This is a genomic window from Kocuria sp. WN036 (genome assembly GCF_002287015.1).
In the GTDB taxonomy this organism is placed as follows: domain Bacteria; phylum Actinomycetota; class Actinomycetes; order Actinomycetales; family Micrococcaceae; genus Kocuria; species Kocuria rosea.
Map to the genome: position 1 here is coordinate 1 of NZ_NSKF01000013.1, position 17,846 is coordinate 17,846.

Annotated in this window: 19 protein-coding genes and 1 pseudogene; 9 read left to right on the plus strand and 11 right to left on the minus strand. The window is 69.7% G+C overall.

Annotation, left to right across the window (positions count from 1 at the left end):
• A partial coding sequence (locus CK505_RS09525) for a sigma factor-like helix-turn-helix DNA-binding protein (protein ID WP_141246801.1) occupies window positions 1-170 on the minus strand: 170 nt, incomplete at its 3' end.
• A 323-nt stretch (window positions 171-493) separates the two neighbouring features.
• Here CK505_RS09525 and CK505_RS09530 point away from each other — a divergent pair.
• The gene (locus CK505_RS09530) at window positions 494-856 is read left to right on the plus strand and encodes a Sec-independent protein translocase TatB (RefSeq protein ID WP_095650914.1); all 363 of its coding nucleotides are present in this window, start codon (window positions 494-496) and stop codon (window positions 854-856) included.
• 323 nt (window positions 857-1,179) lie between these two features.
• On the opposite strand, the gene tatA is transcribed toward CK505_RS09530, so the two are convergent.
• Both tatA and CK505_RS09540 read right to left on the minus strand, forming a co-directional pair.
• Complete coding sequence (gene tatA, locus CK505_RS09535; RefSeq protein WP_095650915.1) at window positions 1,180-1,452, minus strand: Sec-independent protein translocase subunit TatA; 273 nt, start codon at window positions 1,450-1,452, stop codon at window positions 1,180-1,182.
• 167 nt (window positions 1,453-1,619) lie between these two features.
• Window positions 1,620-3,050, minus strand: coding sequence for an alkaline phosphatase PhoX (locus CK505_RS09540; RefSeq protein WP_095650916.1), 1,431 nt, complete (start codon window positions 3,048-3,050; stop codon window positions 1,620-1,622).
• Between the two features lie 287 nt (window positions 3,051-3,337).
• On the opposite strand from CK505_RS09540, the gene CK505_RS09545 reads away from it, so the two are divergent.
• Window positions 3,338-4,183, plus strand: coding sequence for a phosphatidylinositol-specific phospholipase C/glycerophosphodiester phosphodiesterase family protein (locus CK505_RS09545; protein WP_095650917.1), 846 nt, complete (start codon window positions 3,338-3,340; stop codon window positions 4,181-4,183).
• 417 nt (window positions 4,184-4,600) lie between these two features.
• Here CK505_RS09545 and CK505_RS09550 read toward each other — a convergent pair whose 3' ends face one another.
• From CK505_RS09550 to CK505_RS09565, 5 genes and pseudogenes are all read right to left on the minus strand, one after another.
• Window positions 4,601-4,942: a TspO/MBR family protein gene (locus CK505_RS09550; RefSeq protein ID WP_095650918.1), complete on the minus strand. Its 342-nt coding sequence runs from the start codon at window positions 4,940-4,942 to the stop codon at window positions 4,601-4,603.
• Between the two features lie 98 nt (window positions 4,943-5,040).
• Complete coding sequence (locus tag CK505_RS09555) at window positions 5,041-5,469, minus strand: MarR family winged helix-turn-helix transcriptional regulator (RefSeq protein ID WP_095650919.1); 429 nt, start codon at window positions 5,467-5,469, stop codon at window positions 5,041-5,043.
• 679 nt (window positions 5,470-6,148) lie between these two features.
• Window positions 6,149-6,448, minus strand: coding sequence for a low molecular weight phosphatase family protein (locus tag CK505_RS18870; protein ID WP_369680087.1), 300 nt, complete (start codon window positions 6,446-6,448; stop codon window positions 6,149-6,151).
• 194 nt (window positions 6,449-6,642) lie between these two features.
• Window positions 6,643-6,759: pseudogene (locus tag CK505_RS19060) on the minus strand (hypothetical protein); the annotation flags it as partial.
• Entirely contained in the window at window positions 6,756-7,415 is a 660-nt protein-coding gene (locus CK505_RS09565; protein WP_095650920.1) for a low molecular weight phosphatase family protein, read from the minus strand. The pseudogene CK505_RS19060 and the gene CK505_RS09565, both read right to left, overlap by 4 nt.
• Before the next feature lie 1,209 nt (window positions 7,416-8,624).
• Here CK505_RS09565 and CK505_RS09570 point away from each other — a divergent pair.
• The 3 genes from CK505_RS09570 to CK505_RS09580 all read left to right on the plus strand — a co-directional run bounded on the left by CK505_RS09570 (window position 8,625) and on the right by CK505_RS09580 (window position 11,499).
• Window positions 8,625-9,938: a heparan-alpha-glucosaminide N-acetyltransferase domain-containing protein gene (locus tag CK505_RS09570; protein WP_095650921.1), complete on the plus strand. Its 1,314-nt coding sequence runs from the start codon at window positions 8,625-8,627 to the stop codon at window positions 9,936-9,938.
• Window positions 9,939-10,115: 177 nt separating this feature from the next.
• Entirely contained in the window at window positions 10,116-10,892 is a 777-nt protein-coding gene (locus tag CK505_RS09575; RefSeq protein ID WP_095650922.1) for an HAD-IIA family hydrolase, read from the plus strand.
• Window positions 10,893-10,959: 67 nt separating this feature from the next.
• Complete coding sequence (locus CK505_RS09580) at window positions 10,960-11,499, plus strand: DinB family protein (protein WP_095650972.1); 540 nt, start codon at window positions 10,960-10,962, stop codon at window positions 11,497-11,499.
• 216 nt (window positions 11,500-11,715) lie between these two features.
• Here the strand turns inward: CK505_RS09580 and CK505_RS09585 are convergent, their stop codons facing one another.
• A complete protein-coding gene (locus tag CK505_RS09585) occupies window positions 11,716-12,837 on the minus strand; it encodes an MFS transporter (protein ID WP_255250922.1) in 1,122 nt (373 codons plus the stop codon).
• Between the two features lie 303 nt (window positions 12,838-13,140).
• Here CK505_RS09585 and CK505_RS09590 point away from each other — a divergent pair, with 303 nt between their 5' ends.
• A complete protein-coding gene (locus CK505_RS09590; protein WP_095650924.1) occupies window positions 13,141-13,887 on the plus strand; it encodes a B3/4 domain-containing protein in 747 nt (248 codons plus the stop codon).
• 71 nt (window positions 13,888-13,958) lie between these two features.
• Window positions 13,959-14,858 (plus strand): dihydrodipicolinate synthase family protein, encoded by a 900-nt coding sequence (locus CK505_RS09595; RefSeq protein WP_095650925.1) that lies wholly within the window; start codon window positions 13,959-13,961, stop codon window positions 14,856-14,858.
• Window positions 14,859-15,171: 313 nt separating this feature from the next.
• Here the strand turns inward: CK505_RS09595 and CK505_RS09600 are convergent, their stop codons facing one another.
• Together CK505_RS09600 and CK505_RS09605 are read right to left on the minus strand one after the other, a co-directional pair.
• Window positions 15,172-15,531 carry a PadR family transcriptional regulator gene (locus CK505_RS09600; protein ID WP_255250923.1) on the minus strand — a complete coding sequence of 120 codons (360 nt, stop codon included), beginning with the start codon at window positions 15,529-15,531 and terminating at the stop codon, window positions 15,172-15,174.
• Complete coding sequence (locus CK505_RS09605; RefSeq protein ID WP_095650926.1) at window positions 15,528-16,529, minus strand: hypothetical protein; 1,002 nt, start codon at window positions 16,527-16,529, stop codon at window positions 15,528-15,530. Before CK505_RS09605 ends, CK505_RS09600 begins: the two co-directional genes overlap by 4 nt.
• 360 nt (window positions 16,530-16,889) lie before the next feature.
• Here CK505_RS09605 and CK505_RS09610 point away from each other — a divergent pair, with 360 nt between their 5' ends.
• Window positions 16,890-17,171, plus strand: coding sequence for a hypothetical protein (locus CK505_RS09610; protein ID WP_035928606.1), 282 nt, complete (start codon window positions 16,890-16,892; stop codon window positions 17,169-17,171).
• A gap of 135 nt (window positions 17,172-17,306) precedes the next feature.
• On the plus strand, window positions 17,307-17,744 hold the full coding sequence (locus CK505_RS09615; protein WP_095650928.1) for a VOC family protein: 438 nt from the start codon (window positions 17,307-17,309) through the stop codon (window positions 17,742-17,744).
• Window positions 17,745-17,846 lie beyond the last annotated feature (102 nt).

A 17,846-nucleotide genomic window follows, 5' to 3' on the forward strand; every position in this document is an offset into this window, starting at 1 on the left:
ACCTCGCTGAAGGCCCCCTCCACCGGCGGGCGCGGTGCGTAGGACGGCGGGTCCGTGGAACGGAGCGCCTTCGCGACCGTGTTCCGCGACAGCGACAACCTCCTGGCAATCGCCGCCTGCGACAAGCCCTCCACCCGATGCAGCTGACGGATCAGCGCCCAATCCTCCACAGTGATCACTCTCCAATCGTTGGACGAGCTGCTCACTTTTCGACCGGAACTTCAGCTACCTATTCGACCGGAACCGACAGGTGGTGATTGCCACGGGGACGCAGCACCCGTCGGCGCGCGAGCTCCACAACTACCTGTGCTGATTCCAGGGAAGAGACTGGCTCCATCGACCGGCCTGTGGTCTCCATCGCTGAAAGGAAGGTCTATGTCTGCCTGGATACTTCGCCACGGGATCAGGGCTGCGCGCCACGGCTCAGAGGTGTCGGGATCCCTCCGGCCGTGGCGGTACCGGATGAACTTGCCGATTGAGCGGGCCTGATTCCGTGTTCGGGATCAACGGTGTCGAAGCGATCGTGCTGGTGCTCGTGGTCTTGTTCCTGGTCGGACCGGAGCGGCTGCCGGAGTACGCGCAGAAGCTCAAGGACCTCGTCAAGGCAGCCAAGCGCTACGCCACCGGCGCCACGGAGGACTTCAAGGAGACTCTGGGCCCCGAGATCGCCGAGGTTGATTGGCGCAAGTTCGACCCCCGTCAGTACGACCCGCGCACCATTGTGCGCCAGGCGTTGCTCGAGGACGACGACGCGCCGGCAGCGTCTTCTGCCTCGATCCCTGACCGTCGTGACGAACTCGTGAGCGCCCGCCTGGCCCCGGGCGAGAGGGCGCCCTTCGACGGCGAATCCACCTAGCAGCTGCTGCGATGCTTCGCGGTCGGGTACGCGCCTGTCCGCACCACGAGCAGCAGGACAGCCATGCGGCTTCGACCCCTTCGGGACGAGTGATAAGCCCAGGGTTGCGTCAGGATCCCCTGGGACTTGATCGCGTCCACCCTCGACGGGAATCCCAGCATCGTAGGGTTCCGCTGCGATCGCTCCCGGGCCGCGCGATGGTGGGCTCCCTCCTCTTCCCTGGTGACCGCTCGGCAGTGTGGTCACAGGCCTCCGGGTGGACGGGTCGGCCACGCTGGACGGCAGCGGCTGGGGGTGCCGCGGGCCCTCAGCCTCGGGGGCGGTCAGGCAGACGCGGAGTGGGAAACACCGGAGCTATCGTGCGCGGGACGGTCGTGACCGTCGGGGTGGGAGCCTGTGATCTGGTGCTCCCCCTTGGCCTCCTCCTTGTGGCCGTGCTGGCCGTCCTTCTTCATTTCCTTGACCTCGGTCTTGAAGATGCGCATCGACTGGCCGAGGCTGCGAGCCATCCCCGGCAGTCTCGGCGCGCCGAACAGCAGCACGATCACCAGCAAGACGATCAGCAGCATCATGGGGTTGTCGAACAGTCGGGCCATGGGGGATTTCCTTTCGTTCAGCCAGTGGGCTCGGATCATCGAGGTGATGAGGTCGTGCCACCCACAGGGCAGGGCCTGGCCGGGCCGTTGTCCGGCGTGACCGGGATCATCCGCGGCGGTCCCTACCCACCGAGGTGGGCGGGGACCGCGGGCGGTCTCAACCCCGGTTACTGGGCCGCCGTGGTGGAGGCGTTGGAGGGGCGGGTCCAGGGGCCGGTGATGGCCAGGGTGAAGCCGGGGGACTGGATGTTGGCGAACAGCCACTTCCCGTCTTTGGAGAAGGCCGGGCCGCAGAATTCGGAGTTGTTGTACTCGTTGCGCGCCAGCGGGTAGGACTTGCCCTGATCGGTCACACCCACCAGGTGGGAGACCCCGGAGCCGTCCTCGGCCAGGATGAGCCCGCCCTGGGGGGCCACGGTGATGTTGTCGGGGCCGTCGAATTGCCCCTCCTGGGCTGGGTCGGGATTGACTCCGAAGATGGTGCTCAGCGTGATGGTCTCCGTGGCGGGGTCGTAGAGCCAGACCTGGCCGTCGTGCTCGTGGACAGACCCGTCGGAGGTGCGGGCGAAGCTGGAGACGAACCAGGCCCCGCCGTCGGCCCACCACTGGCCCTCGAGCTTGCGGGCCCGGGTGATCTCATCGTCCGTGAACTGCTTGCGCACCGAGGTGGTGCGCGCGTCGCGGTCGGCGACGTCGACCCACTGGACCTTGTAGCGGGTGCCCACCCGGGTGGCCTCGGAGAGGTCGCGGATGTGGGTGTTGCCCTGGAAGCACTTCATGGCCTGCAGCCGCCCGGCGGTGTCCCCGCCGGGGGCCTGGGCGAGGGTGCGCAGGGCGTCCTTGCCGGGGACGAAACCAGCCGGCGGCGTCCACCGCAGATAGAGGCCGTTGGGGTTCGAGGCGTCCTCGGTGAGGTAGATCTGGGTGGTGCCCGGGTCGATGGCCACGGCCTCGTGGGAGTAGCGTCCCAGGAACTTCAGCGGGACGGCGGACTTGCCGAGGTTGGCCTCACGGCTGGTGGGGTCGACCTCGAAGACGTAGCCGTGATCCTTGGTGTTGGTGCCTGTGCCGGCGCGGGCCTCGGTCTCCTCACACGTCAGCCAGGTGCCCCAGGGAGAGATCCCGCCGGCGCAGTTGTTGTTGGTGCCGGCCACTGAGGTGTACTGGCTGATCCGGTTGCCCTCAGCGTCCACCACGATCGTGGAGGTCCCGCCGATCGCTCCGGGGTCGTAGGTGAGGCCCTCCACGACCGGCACCGGGTGGGGCTCCTTGCCGCTGTTCTCGTGGTTGCAGATCAGCACGGACCCGCCATCGGGAGCCTCGAAAACACCCATACCATCAGGGTCGGAGGGATGGGTGCCCTCGGCCGTGGGCGTCTGCCCGGAACGGGCCAACAGCTTGTAGGAAAAGCCTTCGGGCAGGGCAAGGATGCCCTTGGGGTCGGACACCAGGGTGCCGTAGCCCACGGCGTTGCGGGTGGCGGCGTTGGCCGGGCGGGCGAAGGGGGCGAGACTGCCGGCGCCGGCGAAGGCGAAGCCCAGGGCGGCAGCACCGGCACCGGCGCCCAGGAAACCGCGGCGGGAAACAGGAGTGGACATGGAGGTGCACCTCAGAAATCAGTGGATCGTCGGGGGACGCCCCTACCGTCCGCCGGGCGGGTGAACAAAAACTAACGACAGGTCAACACGGAACTAATGGCACCGACCCGAACAACCGGCCGGGACGGGTATAGAACCGCACGGCACTCAGGAGCACTGCAGCCGAGAGAGCGTCCCTGGGGGCTTTGTTGAGTATTCGGCGCGTGGTCACGTATTCGCGGGGCGCCGGTTACCGGGAACCAGCACGGTGGGGCGGACTGCTCCCTGCGACGAAGGATCACACCCCCATGACGACGATTGCCCACACCCTGGCCACCGGCACCACGGTCCTCACCCTGCTGGCGGCCCCGCAGGCGGCCACCGCCGCTCCCGCTGCCGAGGTGGTGGAGCTGGGTGCCCCGTTGGCCCAGGCGCACGCCCACAACGACTACGAGCACGATCGGCCGCTGCTGGATGCCCTCGAGCACGGCTTCACCTCCGTGGAGGCCGATGTGTGGCTGGTCGAGGGGGAACTGCGGGTGGCCCACGACGCCTGGGAGCTGGCCGATGCCCCGACCCTGGAGGAGGCCTACCTGGACCCGCTGGCGGAACTGGTCTCGCCCAACGGCAAGCAGCTCTATCCCGGTTATGACGGGGACTTCCAGTTGCTGATCGACATCAAGAGCGAGGGTCCCGCCACGTGGGCGGCGATCGAGGAGGAGTTGGCCGAGCACAAGAAGTTCATGACCAGCTACCACCAGGGGCAGGTCAAGGACCGGGCCGTGGAAGCGGTGATCAGCGGCAACCGGCCCCTGGGCGACATGCAGGCCGCGAAGACCCGGTACTCCTTCTACGACGGGCGCTCCACCGACCTGGGCTCCGGGGCGGACCCGGAGTTCATGCCGCTGGTGAGCGAGAACTGGACCCAACTGTTCACCTGGCAGGGCGTAGGGGAGATGCCGGCCGCTGAGCGGGAGGCTCTGCACGACTACGTCGAGCAGGCCCATGCCGCCGGGTACCGGGTGCGGTTCTGGGCCACCAACGACATCGCCGGGCAGGCCCGGGAGAACCTGTGGTCCGAGCTGCAGGCGGCCGGGGTCGACCACATCAACACTGACGACCTTCCCGGCCTCCAGGAGTTCCTCGCCCGCTGAGGAAATTCGAGCACGACGTCCCCGACCAGGTTCTGCCGCTGCATGTGGCGAGCCTCTCGCGTGCGTGACGGCGGGCACGCACGGTGGCGCCGAGCGTTCATTTGCTGTTGGACGGAGGTCACAGCGTTTCCCTACGATGTCGGAGGCCGACAGGACCCCCCCCAAGTCCTGTCTGACCAGCACGGATGCACCCCCGGGCAACCGTGCCGAGTGCCCCAGGTGTGCAACCTCAGTCCAGCTGGGGCACTCCACTGTCACCGTCGCGGTCGGCCCCTCGTCCCGGGGGTGGGTTGCCGGCCTGCGGGGCGCGAGGCCGGTCATGCGCGGCCCGGCTCCCGGCCGAGGAACTCGTCCCGGTTGTGGGCGGCGCTGACGGTGGAGACGTAGGAGGCATGGGCCAGCCAGAGCAACCGGGGGTCAACGCCAGGCGGCACGGCGGTCAAGACCTGCCGTGACCACGACGCTGGCGGCGGTGACCCCCAGAGAGGCCACCGTCACGGTCGCTCCGAGCACGGGGCTGCGCAGACCGAAGTACAGCGCGGAGAAGGAGGCGAACAGGGCCCAGTCCAAGCCCTCCAGCACCAGGACCGTGGTGCGTCCCGGGGTGCCGGAGGGCAGATTGGCGATGCGCAGGCTGCTCCACAAGGTGGTGGCATTGTTGAACGCCCACACCGGGGGGAACAGCCAGCCGGGAGGAGCCCCCGGCGGGGTCTGGAGGTCGTTGTAGAAGGAGGAGTCACCGTTGAAGCCCGCCGGCAGGGCACTGGTGGCGTTGGCGGTGAGCCCGACCGCGGCGACGTGTCACCAGCGGTAGCGGCGGGCCGGGGCCGGTGCGGCGGCCCGGAGGGCAGTCGTGGTCATGGTGCGGGGTCCTTGCTCGTGCCCGGGGCGGGGTGCTCCTGCACCGGGGGTACGTGGGCGACATCGAAGAAGTGGCCGGTGGCCGCGCGCAGATAGCGCTCGATCACCGACTGCTCCTCGGGGGAGAACGTCTCCACGAGTCCGTCGAGACGTTCGAACAAGGACTGCAGGGCGCCCAGGGTGGCCTCGAGGGCGGCGTCGGGGGGTTCGAGCACCTTCCGCCGCCGATCTGAGGGGTGGGCACGGCGTTCCAGATGCCCGGCCTGCTCCAGCCGGTCCACGAGTTCGGTGGCCGATCCGGTGGAGATGCCCAGCCGCCCGCTGAGCTCGGCCGCACCGAGGCGGTCCTCGCTGCTCATCACGTGGTTCATAGCGGTGTAGTCCAGGGGCCGCAACCGGAGCCGGTGGGCCGGCTGCTGGTCCACCTCCGCGGTCGCGAGCGTCGAGCTCGCCGAGGACGTCCTGGAGCCGGTCGGTGGTGCAGGGGTGCGGCCCGTGCGGTTCGGTGAGATATTACTGGTCGAGCTGGCGGCACATGCAGGAGTGCAGCACTTGCAGCTCGGTCATGCTCAGCGCCCCCAGCTCAGCCGGGAACGCCTCGACCGGGCGGGGCTCAGGGGTCGGCACGGGTCTGCTCCGTGCTGGACGCGAAGTGAAGGTGCGCTCATGATCGTGTCCATGCGCGGGGCTCAACTGGGGGGCGGTCATTCGCGATGCGTAGGGCGCTGTGCAGAGACGGACAAGGAGCCGCCGTGGTTGATCTTCCAGGCCCTGATCCGAAGAAGGAACCGGGGTCGAAGGTGACACTCTGCGCCCTCTCGGTACCAACGCCTCCGGTGGTGGGGTCAGCGCAGGCGCAGGTCGTAGCTGAGTGTGTCGAGCATTTCGCGCTGACCGTTCCGGGGCCTGTACCGCGGCTGATGGGGTGCGGTTGCTCACACCGCACCGAGACCACAGAGATGTCGGCCTCCGGCCGCAGGCAGACCCCAGCTGGGGGTGGATCGCCCGCAAGGCCCAGTTGAGTTCCTCAACACCACCGACAACGACGATGGTGAACCGGTGCAGGCGCAGGCCTCCTCCCGCCGGAGCGGAGCCGTGGCCCCGCTATGGCACCGGTGGGTGGGCGCGGATCTGTTCGTAGAGAGCCTGGATCCGGTCGTCGAGCTCGTCGATGACGGCAGCCACCGCCGCCGGGCCGACCTCGAGCACGTCCACGACGTCCCAGTCCTGGTGGTTGGCCCCGGCCGGGACCGGGATCCCGTCGAGGGTGCCGAAGGTGATGACCCGGTCCGCCGCGGCCACCACGTCGTCGGTGACCGGTTTCGGGTACAGGTCCTCGGTGCTGACGCCGCGCTCTGCCAGCACCGTGACGACGTGCGGTTCCAGTGCCGTTCCGGGCAGCAGACCCGCCGAACGGACCGTGAGCGTGTCGCCGGCGTGGTGGCCAGCAGAGCCGCGGCGATCTGGGCGCGTCCGGTGTCGTGCTCGCCGACGAACAGCACCTGCGGCACCCCCGCATGCCCCGGGTCGGCCGTGCTGGTGGCCCGGGCGTGGGCCAGGGCCGCGTAGGACTCGAAGATCATCCGCTCCACCAGATCGGCGGAGAACACCCCGGCGTAACGCTGCGCCAGGTGCTCGGCGGTGCGCGCCAGCACATGGGCGTCCAGGGGCTGGGCCGACCCGGCAGGAACAACGGGGTCGGTGGGCTCGCTCATGTCCGCCCTCGGGCGGGTTCAGGGCCGGTGCCGGCGGTGATCTTCAACCACAGGGCCTGCACCCGGGTCTCGAGCTCGGCGATGGCCTCGGGGTCCCGGTCGGCACCCAGGGCTGGAGGTGTCGGCCAGTACTGACAGTGGGTGCCCTCGCCCACCGGCCCGAGTCGCTGGTCGCCGAAGACGATGACCCAGTCGGCGGCGGACAGGATCGGGTCGGTGAGCGGTTTCGGGGCTGCGGTGGCCGGGTCGACCCCGTGCTCGGCCAGCAGCCGCACCGCGTGCTGGTCCCGGGCGGCGCCCGGGCTGATCCCGGCCGAGCGGGTCACCACCGCCGCCCCGGCGTGTGCGGCCAGCAGGGCTGCGGCCACGGCGGCCGGACCGGTGTCGTCGTCGTCCACGAACAGCACCTGGCGCACCGACCGGCCCCGGTCCTCGTTCTCCCGGGCCAGGGCCCGCAGCCGGTCGGCGGCACCGTGCAGGGCCATCGGGGCCAAATACGTCGGGATCCTCGCCTGCCGGGCCAGATCCGTATGGCACTCGGCTACGCAGCGCTCGACCAGCTCCGGGAAGAAGACCCCGGCCCAGCGGTCGGTGAGGTGCTCGGCGGCCCGGTGCAGCACCCGCGGGTCCTGCAGATCCGTCTCCTGCTCGGTCATGGTGTCCCCCTGTGCTGATCGTCCCCCGACGTCTCGTTCCGGGTCGCGCGGCAGCTCCAGTGCACGGAGCCGCTGGTCCGATGTGGTCGTGGTGTGCCGGCACCTTGTGGTGATCGACCACAATCCGGTTCCCCGTGACAGCCTGTCCAGGACCACGAATGGCGCAGGCGGGCTCCGCCCGATGGACCCAGTCCTGGCACTGGCATCGTGCCGGCACCATCCCAGTGTGCGACGCGGCGATGACTTCCGGATGACCGGGGGATGGACAGAAGGTGACGCAGGTCACCCACGTGCCACCCCTGCTCGCCGAACCTCTTGTCCTTTCCGGTCGTCCCTCGGTGTGTCTCCGGGGCGGACGTGATCGACTGTCCGGGACCGGGCCGATCGGGTGGCCCCGGAACCGGGACGACAGGAGTGGGCTGGTCGGTGGCACTCCGGTGCTCCTGGTACAGCACGCCACCCACCACGGCCCCGGGAACCGCGATCAGGACCATGACCGCCGGGGTGTCGGTGGCCACCGCCAGGACCGCCACTGCAGTGGGGGTCGTGAACACGAACAGGCGGACCCCGGTCCGCAGACCCCGTGGATCGGTCTTCTGCTGGGTCATGGCATCCCCCCGTGCTGGCCGCCCACCAGCTTCTCGTTCGTCTCAGCACGGCAACGTCACCGCACAGGGCTGCCGGTGCGACAAGCTCGCGGTGCCCCCGCACCGTGCAGCAACGCGCCGCCAATCGGATCCCCCTGTGACAGCGGTGCCAGAGCCGCGAAAGGCGCAGACGGGTTTCACCCGGCGGGCCCCGTCCGGCACCGGCTCCGTGCCGGCACAACCCCAGTCTGCGACGCGTCGATGACCTCCCGGTGGCCACCGGATGGACAACAGGTGCCGTGCGTCACCCCGAAGTGTCCGGGGCGCCCATCCTTGCGGTCGCATCCGTGCGCCACGATGACGCTGCGCGGTAGTCGTCAGCCGGAGCGGAATGTCCATGACGGTCTGTCCACCCCCTGCGCCGACGCCGGAAGACCGACGGGGACGGGGGACTGTCCGCTCGATCCGCCCTGGTCAGCGACCGATTCCCAGCCCCGACACAGAGTTCTGATAACTGGGACATATCGGTGGCTGATCCAGTGGAGTTCGTCCTGGGCCCACCGGTCCGGGCCGGTGGGCAGGGGACTCACCGACACATCGCCCGGGGGAGCCCACACCTGTCATGACCGATTCCGACCGCCGTCCGGCCTCCGCATCCGGAGCAGTCTCCGCGGAGACCACACCGTGGGCAACCGCCCGTGCGGGGGCTCCCGCAGGCACAACCTCCGACGACGCCACGGAAGCTGCCGCCGCCGCCGGTGGCAAGCGGCGGCTGGTCGGGATCGACGCCGCCCGCGGCCTGGCACTGATCGGCATGGTCTCCATCCACATCCTGCCCGCCTGGGACCCGGAGACCTTCGCCCCCACCGCCCAGTGGACGCTCTTCGCCGGACGGTCCGCAGCCCTGTTCGCGCTGTTGGCCGGGGTGAGCCTGGCCTTCACCTCCGGAGGACGCACCGCCCACACCGGCCGGGCGATGACCGCCACCCGGGCCGGGATCCTGGTCCGGGCCGGGTTGATCACCGCCCTGGGCCTGGCGATCAACCCGCTGATCCCGGGCGCCACCGCCGAGGAGATCCCGGCGATCAACATCCTGATCTACTACGGGGCCTTCTTCGTCCTGGCCATCCCGTTCCTGAGCCTCTCCGCCAAGGCCCTCTTCGGCTGGGCGGCGGTGTTCGCCCTGGCCGCCCCGGTACTCATGCACGCCACCCGTGAGGCCCTGCCGGCCGCCGCGGCGCTCAACCCCGGCTTCGTCGACCTGGCCGCCGCCCCCGGGGCCACCCTCGCCCACCTGTTGCTGACCGGCACCTATCCGGCCCTGCCGTACCTGGCCTACCTGCTGGTCGGTCTGGGGATCGGGCGGCTGAACCTGGCCGGCCTCCAGGTGCAGGTCGGCCTGCTGCTGGTCGGCCTCGGGGTCGCCGTGGTGGCGTGGCTGGCCTACTGGGTGCTGATCCTCCAGGCCGGCGGCTACGACCAGCTCATGACCCACACCCCGGCCCTGACCGAGGACGGGATCGACGACATCATCGTCTTCGGCCCGGACCCGGTGCTGCCGACCACCACCTGGTGGTGGCTGGCGATTGCCGGGCCGCACACCAACACGCCCCTGGCCCTGGCGATGGGCCTGGGCTCGGGGGCGGCCGTGCTCGGGGGCTTCCTCCTGCTCACCCGCCGCTTCGGGAGCTGGGTGCTGCCGTTGAGCGCGATGGGCACCATGACCCTCACCCTGTACTCGGCTCATCTGCTCGCCCTGTCCGCCGAGGTGCACTACGACCAGCCCTACCTGTGGTTCTTTCTGCAGATCGGGGTGGCCGCGCTCTTCGCCACCGCCTGGCACCGCGCCCTCGGGCAGGGACCTCTCGAACGCGTCGTGGCCCGTGGCGCGGGCCTCACCCGTCGCCTGGTCCTCACCGGGCACCGCACGCGCTGACAGCACGGCATCTGAACGCCGACGGACACCGGTCGATCCGACAGGCCGGTTGCCCTCGGCGTCGATGACGGACGATGCCGGTCACCGTGCACAGGGCGTGGGAAGGACGCAGGGAGGGCATCCGGTGTCGGCAGTAGCATCGTCGACAGTTGATGACGAATCTCAGGAGGTGTGGTCATGGATCGTTCCCGCCCGGAGTGCTGGTTGACGGACATGGACGGGGTGCTCGTCCGTGAGGGCGAGGCCCTTCCGGGCGCCGCTGACTTCTTGCAGCGCCTCGTCGACCAGGAACGCCGTTTCCTGGTGCTGACCAACAACTCGATCTACACCCCCCGAGACCTCGCGGCCCGGCTGGCCAAGAGCGGCCTGACCGTGCCCGAGGAGTCGATCTGGACCTCGGCGCTGGCCACCGCCGGGTTCCTCGCCGACCAGGTCCCCGGTGGCTCGGCGTACGTGGTCGGTGAGGCAGGTCTGACCACCGCGCTGTACGAAGTGGGCTACACCCTCACCGATGTCAGCCCCGACTACGTGGTCCTGGGGGAGACCCGGACGTACTCCTTCGAGGCCATCACCAAGGCGATCCGGCTGATCGAGTCCGGGTCACGCTTCATCGCGACCAACCCGGACGCCACCGGACCCTCAGCCGAGGGGCCGCTGCCGGCGACCGGTGCGGTCGCGGCCCTGATCACTCGGGCCACCGGTGCCGTTCCGTACTTCGTCGGCAAGCCCAACCCGATGATGTTCCGCAGTGCGATGAACCGCATCGAGGCCCACTCCGAGACCACGGTGATGGTCGGTGACCGGATGGACACCGACGTCGTCGCGGGCATCGAAGCCGGGCTGGAGACGATCCTGGTGCTGAGCGGGTCCACCCGAGCCGCCGACATCACCACCTACCCGTACCGCCCCGGACGGGTCCGGGACTCGATCGCCGACGTCATCGAGCTCATCTGACCCGGCGCCGGATTCCTCCAGCCCGCGCCCTTCCAGATCCAGCACAGCGCACGAGGGGATGACCACGATGAGCAGCGATACATCGTCCACCCGTCAGGAGATCCACGACGAGCTCGAACGCGTGCGGGCCGACTTCCACGCCCTCGTGGCAGCAGCGACCCCAGCGGATCTGCGCCGGCCCTCGTCCGGCACCCGCTGGACCAACGGGCAGCTGCTGTTCCACATGTTCTTCGGCTACCTGATCGTTCGCCGTCTGATCCCACTGGCGCGCCTGATGGGTCGTCTCCCCGGGTCGGTCAGTCGCACCTTCGCCTGGGTGCTGGAGGCCGGGACCCGGCCCTTCCACCACATCAACTATCAGAGCGACCGTGGGGCGGCCCGGGTGATCCACGGTCCGCGGCTGCTCCGGTGGTTCGACCGCACCCTCGACGTCCTGCAGGCCCAGCTGGAGGCCGAGCCCGCGGCCGCATTGGCCCGTGGGATGCACATGCCCGTGTCCTGGGACCCGTACTTCCGGGAGTGGATGAGCCTGGCCGAGATCTACCACTACGGCACCCAGCACTACGACCATCACCGACAGCAGCTGACCATCGGCCGGCCATCATGAGGAGACCCTTGATGAGCTCGGTGTTGCGGTCGATGTAGCCCAGTCGGCGTTCTGCGTTCTGGGTGGGATCGCCAGTTCAGGATTGAGCCAGCTGATGCTGTGGGGTGAACACGAAGTCCGTCCCCTGCGCTTCATGTATGGCCGAGCTGCCGGCCACGGCCACGAGATTGACGTTGCAGTCGGGGTTCCTCGTCCGCGCCAGCAGTGTCTGAGGCATCAGTTCACCCGCGGCCCGGCGGTTCGACGCCGCAACGCGAGCGGCAGAGTCAGCAGTGAGATCGCTCCCGTGATCAGCAGCGCGGTGCTGAACGAGGTCCCTGCGGCGACCATGCCCACCAGGACCGACCCGAGACCGGTCCCGATGTCGAAGCCGATGTTCCACACCGCGCTGGCCGTGCCGTAGTGCGGCCGGCTGACGGCGTGGAAGGTCACGACCAGGGTGAGGTTCTGCAGGCCGCCGTAGCTGATGCCCACCATCGCTGCTCCGATCATCAACATCGGGGCCTCGGTGGCCTGGGGATCGCGGACCGCCCAGGCGATGGTCGTCATGCCGGCCGTGGTCAGCAGCACCAGCGGCGCGATGAACCGGCGTGGGCCGTACCTGTCGGACAGTGCGCCGATCCGCCAACGGGTGAGTGCGGCGGCGAGGTTCATCAGCAGCAGCGCCAGGGCGGTCAGCGCGGCACTGCTGCTCATCTGGGCCATGAAGGTGATCAGCGCGCCGCCGGCCAGGGTGACTCCGGTCAGCAGCGCCATCGGAGGGAGAAGGCGCAGGTAGGGCGCACGCTCTTCCTCCTCGTCCCCCTCCGGGACGCCGTCCAGCATCCGGGCCAGACCGATCGCGGGCACGACGGCGACAACGGGCAGGGCTGCCAGGGTGAACACGACCCAGAATCCGAGCTGTTCGGCGATCCAGGGTCCCGCCGACAGGAACAGGATCTGCGGTCCCGCGATCGCCAGGCCGTAGGCACCGATCGCCTTCCCGCGCCGCTGTGGCTCCACCAGCTCGGCCACCAGGGCACTGCCGGTCACGGTCAGTACGCCGAATCCGAGCCCGCGCACGGCGGAGAGCACCAGGGTCGGCCCCAGGGCGTCACTGACGCCGTGGGCCAGGGCGGGCAGTCCGAGCAGGAGCATGCCCGTCACGAGGACCGGCGCCCAGCCGAAGCGGCGCAGGGCCCTGGGGACGAACAGCTGGGTGAGTACGGTGAAGAGCATGAGCACGCCGTTGACCAGCCCCGCGCCGGCGGTGTCGGCGCCGCCGTGCACCGCCCACAGTGGCGCGACGGCCAGCAGCGCGGCATACCCCGAGAAGCCCAGGGCGGTCATCGTCAGCATCAGCGGCATCCCCGGCGCCCGCCAGACCGAGTTGTTCACCATCGATCGTGGCCCGTGACGACGGCCCCGCCCTCGTGGCGCGCCTCAGCGGGGGCTGTGCGGCGTAGCGGCCCTGCGGGTGACTGCTGGTCGCGGACAATGATGATCGACATGATGACGCCAGCCTATGTCCGGCATCCTTCGATCCCTCGACCTGGGGGATCGCGACAGGGCCGGTCGCCAGCACGGGTGCCGGGCCGGCCCGGTTCTCGCTGACCGTCTGCGAACCGGGCGTGGGCCCGGGACACCACCAGGAGGATTCCCGTGACTGAACCGAACACGCTGGAGCGGTTGCTCGAGGAGGCCTGGGTCGAGGCCGAGGTGTTCGCGCTGCGCCCGGACTACCGGGCCGTGCTGCTGGCCGTCGACGGGCTGATCCCGGGCCCCAGTGATGCGACCAGTGAGGCGTTGCTGCAGGAAGCCGAGGCCGCCACCGCCCGTGCCCTGGCCGACCGGCCGGTGGACCAGCTTCCGCACGTGGCCGCGTGGCGGGAGGCCTACCGGGCGTTCGGGGCGAAACCGCAGCGCACGCGCAACAGCCTGGAGGCCCTGACTCGCCGAGCGGCCTCCGGGTTGCCACGGGTGAACCGGCTGACCGATCTCTACAACGCGGTCTCGGTCCTGCACCAGATCCCACTCGGCGGGGAGGACCTGGCCGGCTACCGCGGGGCGCCGCGGCTGGTGCGCGCCACCGGGGCCGAGGCTTTCGACACGGTGGCCGGCGGTGAACCGGTGGTCGAGCACCCCGAAGCCGGCGAGGTGGTGTGGTGCGACGAGGCCGGGGTGACCTGCCGCCGCTGGAACTGGCGCCAGGGCCGGCGCACCGCACTGACCGAGGACACCACCACGGCCCTGTTCATCCTCGACGCCCTGGCGCCCATGACGGACGAGGCTCTGCACGCCGCCGCCGAGGACCTCGCCACCCGCCTGGCCGACCTCGGCCCCGACGTGCGGAGCGCCCGCCGCCTGCTCACTGCCGGCGACCGGCACACCCCAGGAGACCCGTCATGACCATTCGTCGCCCTTCCCCCACGGCGGTGCCGCCGCGATCCGCCATCCGTTCCACCGAAGGAGACAGCACCATGTTCACCGGTTTGAGCGCCTTCCCCCTGACCCCCCTGGCCGACGATGCGGTGGACGAGTCCGCTTTCGTGGGCCTGATCCGACGGCTGGCGGCGGCGCAGGTGGACTCCATCACCGCCCTGGGCTCCACCGGCTCCTACGCCTACCTCAGCACCGAGGAACGACGCCGTGTCGCCCACCTGGCCGTCGAGCACGCCGGGGACGTCCCGGTGTTCGTCGGCATCGGTGCCCTGCGCACCTCCCACGTCCTCACCCACCTCGAGCACGCCCAGCAGGCCGGAGCCGCCGCGGTGCTGCTGGCTCCGATGAGCTATCAGCCGCTGACCGACGACGACGTGGTCGGGCTCTTCGACACCGTCACCGCGCACTCCTCGGTGCCGGTGATCGTCTACGACAACCCGGGCACCACCCGCGTCACCTTCACCACCGAGCTCTACGGACGCGTCGCGGCTCTGCCCGGTATCGCCTCGATCAAGATCCCCGGCGTGCCCGCCGACCCCCAGCAGGCCCGGGCGCGGGTACGCGAGATCCGCGCGGTGGTCCCGGCCCACGTGAGCATCGGCATCTCCGGGGACGCCACGGCCGCCGCCGGACTGACCGCCGGCTGCGACGCCTGGTACTCGGTCCTCGCCGGCACCCTGCCGGACCCGGCCCTGCGCATCGCCCGGGCCGCCCTGGCCGGACGGACCGAGGAGGCCACGGCCGCCTCCGACCGGCTGGCACCGCTGTGGGAGTTGTTCGCCGAGTTCGGGAGCCTGCGGGTCGTGGCCGCGATCGCCGAGCAGCTGGGGCTGGCACCCAGATCCTGTCTTCCGCTGCCTCTGCAGGGCCTCGGCGAGGGGCAGCGCGAGCGGGTGGCCCGGGTGGTCGGCGACCTCGGACTCGACGATCAACCCTGACAACCGGCTTCTCCCAGGGCGAGATCGCCGGGGCGCAGCACTGGCACGATACGTCTTCGCCGCGACCCTGGTGCGCAGCGCCGACGGGGGAGCGGTGGTCGCCATCGTGCTCCTCACCCGGGGCGGCGGACCCCCTCATGTGCGCCCTCGCCGTCCTCGCTGCCACAGCCAGCATCGTCGATCGATCCCGCCCGCGCTGAACCAGGCCACAGCCCATGCCGCCCCCCGCTTCCCATAGGGCCCGCTGCCGGTCACTGCCCACGAGAACGACGTCACAGTCGAGGTCCCGGCATGGGCCCAGGTGTTGGCGTTGCTATGTCATGGCCTGGGGTGCGCGGTCCGAAGGAGCAGCCGGGGCGGGGCGGCCGAGGGTTTCGACCGCGGTCATGAAGGCTTCCCACTGGTCGTTCAGTTCGTGGAGCTGTTCATGTCCTGCGGGGGTCAGTTCGTAGACCTTCCGCGCGGGGCCCGGTCCGCTCTGCTCCCACCGTGCGGTGATCGCACCATCGTCCTCGAGCCGTCCGAGGGCGGGATAGAGCTGGGCCCCCTTGATGGGTTGAAGTCCTGCCGAAACGAGCGCCTGGGAGATCCCGTACCCGTGCCGTGGTGCCACCGCGAGCACGCGGAGGAGGAGCATCGGCAGGGATGCGCGTTGCCACGCGGGGAGGGTCATTGCCTCGCCCTCCAGGGTCGGTCGCCCCAAGCGGTGCCCAGCACCACGGCCGCGGACAGCACGAACGCCAGCGCGACCGGGATCGTCAGCGCCCCCCAGCTGTGGGCGTCGACGATGAGGGCGGCGATGACCAGGGGTGTGAGCGTGCCGGCGAATGTGAGGGCCCACCAGCGCCGTGTCCGAGCGATCCGATGGGTCGCGGCCAGATCGCGCGCCAGCACCAGCGGGTGCCCGAACTCGGCGTAGGCCGAGGTGCCGGACAGCTCCAGGGCCTGCTCGATCTCGGTGACGTGGTCCCGAACGGATCTGGAGGGCACCAGGCGGGTGCGCAGCCCGCTGGTGAAGCGACGCAGCCACTGCTCGTCGTTCCATTCCTGGCGAAGCACCTGTTGCGGCATCCGCTGGGAGACCGCCAGCAGGACCACCCCGGGGGTGAGCATCGCCGAGGCCAGCAGTACCACGGGGACATCGCGTGCCGCGTAGTGCCCGGATCCCAGGTTTGCCGCGAAGGCGATTCCCGCGACGACGACCGCGCCGAGGACGACAGAGACGCTGATCGTCACCCCCGCTCGGCCGGCAACGAATAGAGCTCGAAGCACCACCCACCCGAGGAAGGCCAGGAGCACACTGGCGGCGACGAGCACATGGGCGATGTCCACGTCGATGGACCACCCGTGGCGCAGGACCATGAGCAGCGCCGCGACAGCGCTGATGCCCGTCAGCCTGCCGCCGATCTCCTGCAGTACCGGCCGCAGCCCTGCGCCGAGGGAAGTTCGTACCTCTTCCTCGACTGTCGCAAGTTCAGCGGCATCTTCCGTGGCCAGTGCCGTGGGATCACCGAAGAGCTCGGCAGCAGAGACCTGGGCCACCCGGACCGCGTCGAGCAGCTCGTGCTCACGTTCCTGGAGCGAGGACTCCGGGACGTGCTTGCCCGTCATCACCGTTCGGTAGCGCGAAGCCCATCCCCGGTCCTGCGCCGACCACTGATCCGCATCCATGCTGGCCACCTTGTATCTAGGTCAAAAACGTATCTACATACAAGCACGAGGCGGCGATGTTGGCAACGTCCTGCCGGTCGGGTGTGGCGGATGGGTCTGTGGCAGGGCGTGCGCCCGATCTCCACCGACTCCCAGTTCCGCAGCGCCCTACAGTTGATCTAGAGGCGGGGAGCCGGCCACCCAGGTCGCCCGCCATCTGGACATCTCTGGAGCGGCCTTGTACCCCCGGATACTAGGATCGGCCATCTGGATGCCGCTGCGGACGCACGGCACTCCTGCGGGACCATGCCGTCCTGAGGGCCACGCACCGATTCCATCGAATACTCCACCCTCGGTGGAGCAGAGGAGGGACAACTCTTGGTGAAGGCTCCGGTTCGCGAGAAGCGGAAGCGCATCCTGGCGACGATCGCCTGGGCGTCTTTCCCGGTCTCCACCGCGCTGACGCTGATGCTCCTCGATTGGCAGGGCACGGGAGTGGCCAAGCCGCTGTGGACGTTCGCGCTGCCCCCGGTCAGTGGACTGGTGGGTGGCATTGCCGGATTCCGCGCGCAGAAGGAGATTCTGGGGGCTGTGGCTGTCGCCTTCGGTCTGCTCTGCGTTCCGGTGGCGATCTTCGTCGTCGGACTGGTCTACGGGCCCTGACCATGAGCACGATGGCGATCCGCAGCTCGGGTTCCCGACGGGTGCTGCACGGCAGTCGCCGTTGAGGGTCCGTCCTTCGGAACATGAAGACGCGTCGGCAGGACCGGATTGCCGCGGCTCGGTACGATGCACCACATGTCCATCAAGTTCGAGAACGTCGGTATCGCCGTCCGTGACCTCGACGCGGCGATCGCCTTCTTCACCGACCTCGGACTGACCGTCCTGGGCCGGGACACGGTCAGCGGGGAGTGGGCGGACACCGCCGTCGGCCTCGACGGCAACCACGTCAATATCGCCATGCTCCAGACCCCGGACGGCAACGGTCGCCTCGAGCTCTTCGAGTACATCCACCCGGAGGCGATCGAGACACAGCCCACCCGGCCTCACGAGATCGGCATGCACCGCGTCGCCTTTTCCGTCGACGACATCGACGACGCCCTCGAGATCGCTGCGAGGCACGGCTGTCACCCCCTGCGCGGGGTAGGGACCTACGGGGACGCCTACAAGCTCGCCTATGTCCGCGGCCCCAGCGGCATCATCGTGATGCTCGCCGAGGAACTGCACAGCCACTGACGACGGGTCGATCCGGACGTTGCCAGAGGTTCTCGCCCTGCAGTTCCCAGCCGGCTTCCTCGAGGGGGCCGATCGAGGGGTCCTCGATGCCGGGCACCTGCG

Coding starts and splice junctions, on each gene's coding strand:
- CK505_RS09570 (WP_095650921.1), top strand. CDS start 8,625: ATGACCGATTCCGACCGCCGTCCGGCCTCCGCATCCGGAGCAGTCTCC.
- CK505_RS09585 (WP_255250922.1), bottom strand. CDS start 12,837: ATGCTGACGATGACCGCCCTGGGCTTCTCGGGGTATGCCGCGCTGCTG.
- CK505_RS09575 (WP_095650922.1), top strand. CDS start 10,116: ATGGATCGTTCCCGCCCGGAGTGCTGGTTGACGGACATGGACGGGGTG.
- CK505_RS09545 (WP_095650917.1), top strand. CDS start 3,338: ATGACGACGATTGCCCACACCCTGGCCACCGGCACCACGGTCCTCACC.
- CK505_RS09600 (WP_255250923.1), bottom strand. CDS start 15,531: ATGACCCTCCCCGCGTGGCAACGCGCATCCCTGCCGATGCTCCTCCTC.
- CK505_RS09580 (WP_095650972.1), top strand. CDS start 10,960: ATGAGCAGCGATACATCGTCCACCCGTCAGGAGATCCACGACGAGCTC.
- CK505_RS09615 (WP_095650928.1), top strand. CDS start 17,307: ATGTCCATCAAGTTCGAGAACGTCGGTATCGCCGTCCGTGACCTCGAC.
- CK505_RS09540 (WP_095650916.1), bottom strand. CDS start 3,050: ATGTCCACTCCTGTTTCCCGCCGCGGTTTCCTGGGCGCCGGTGCCGGT.
- CK505_RS09565 (WP_095650920.1), bottom strand. CDS start 7,415: ATGACCGAGCAGGAGACGGATCTGCAGGACCCGCGGGTGCTGCACCGG.
- tatA (WP_095650915.1), bottom strand. CDS start 1,452: ATGGCCCGACTGTTCGACAACCCCATGATGCTGCTGATCGTCTTGCTG.
- CK505_RS09595 (WP_095650925.1), top strand. CDS start 13,959: ATGTTCACCGGTTTGAGCGCCTTCCCCCTGACCCCCCTGGCCGACGAT.
- CK505_RS09605 (WP_095650926.1), bottom strand. CDS start 16,529: ATGGATGCGGATCAGTGGTCGGCGCAGGACCGGGGATGGGCTTCGCGC.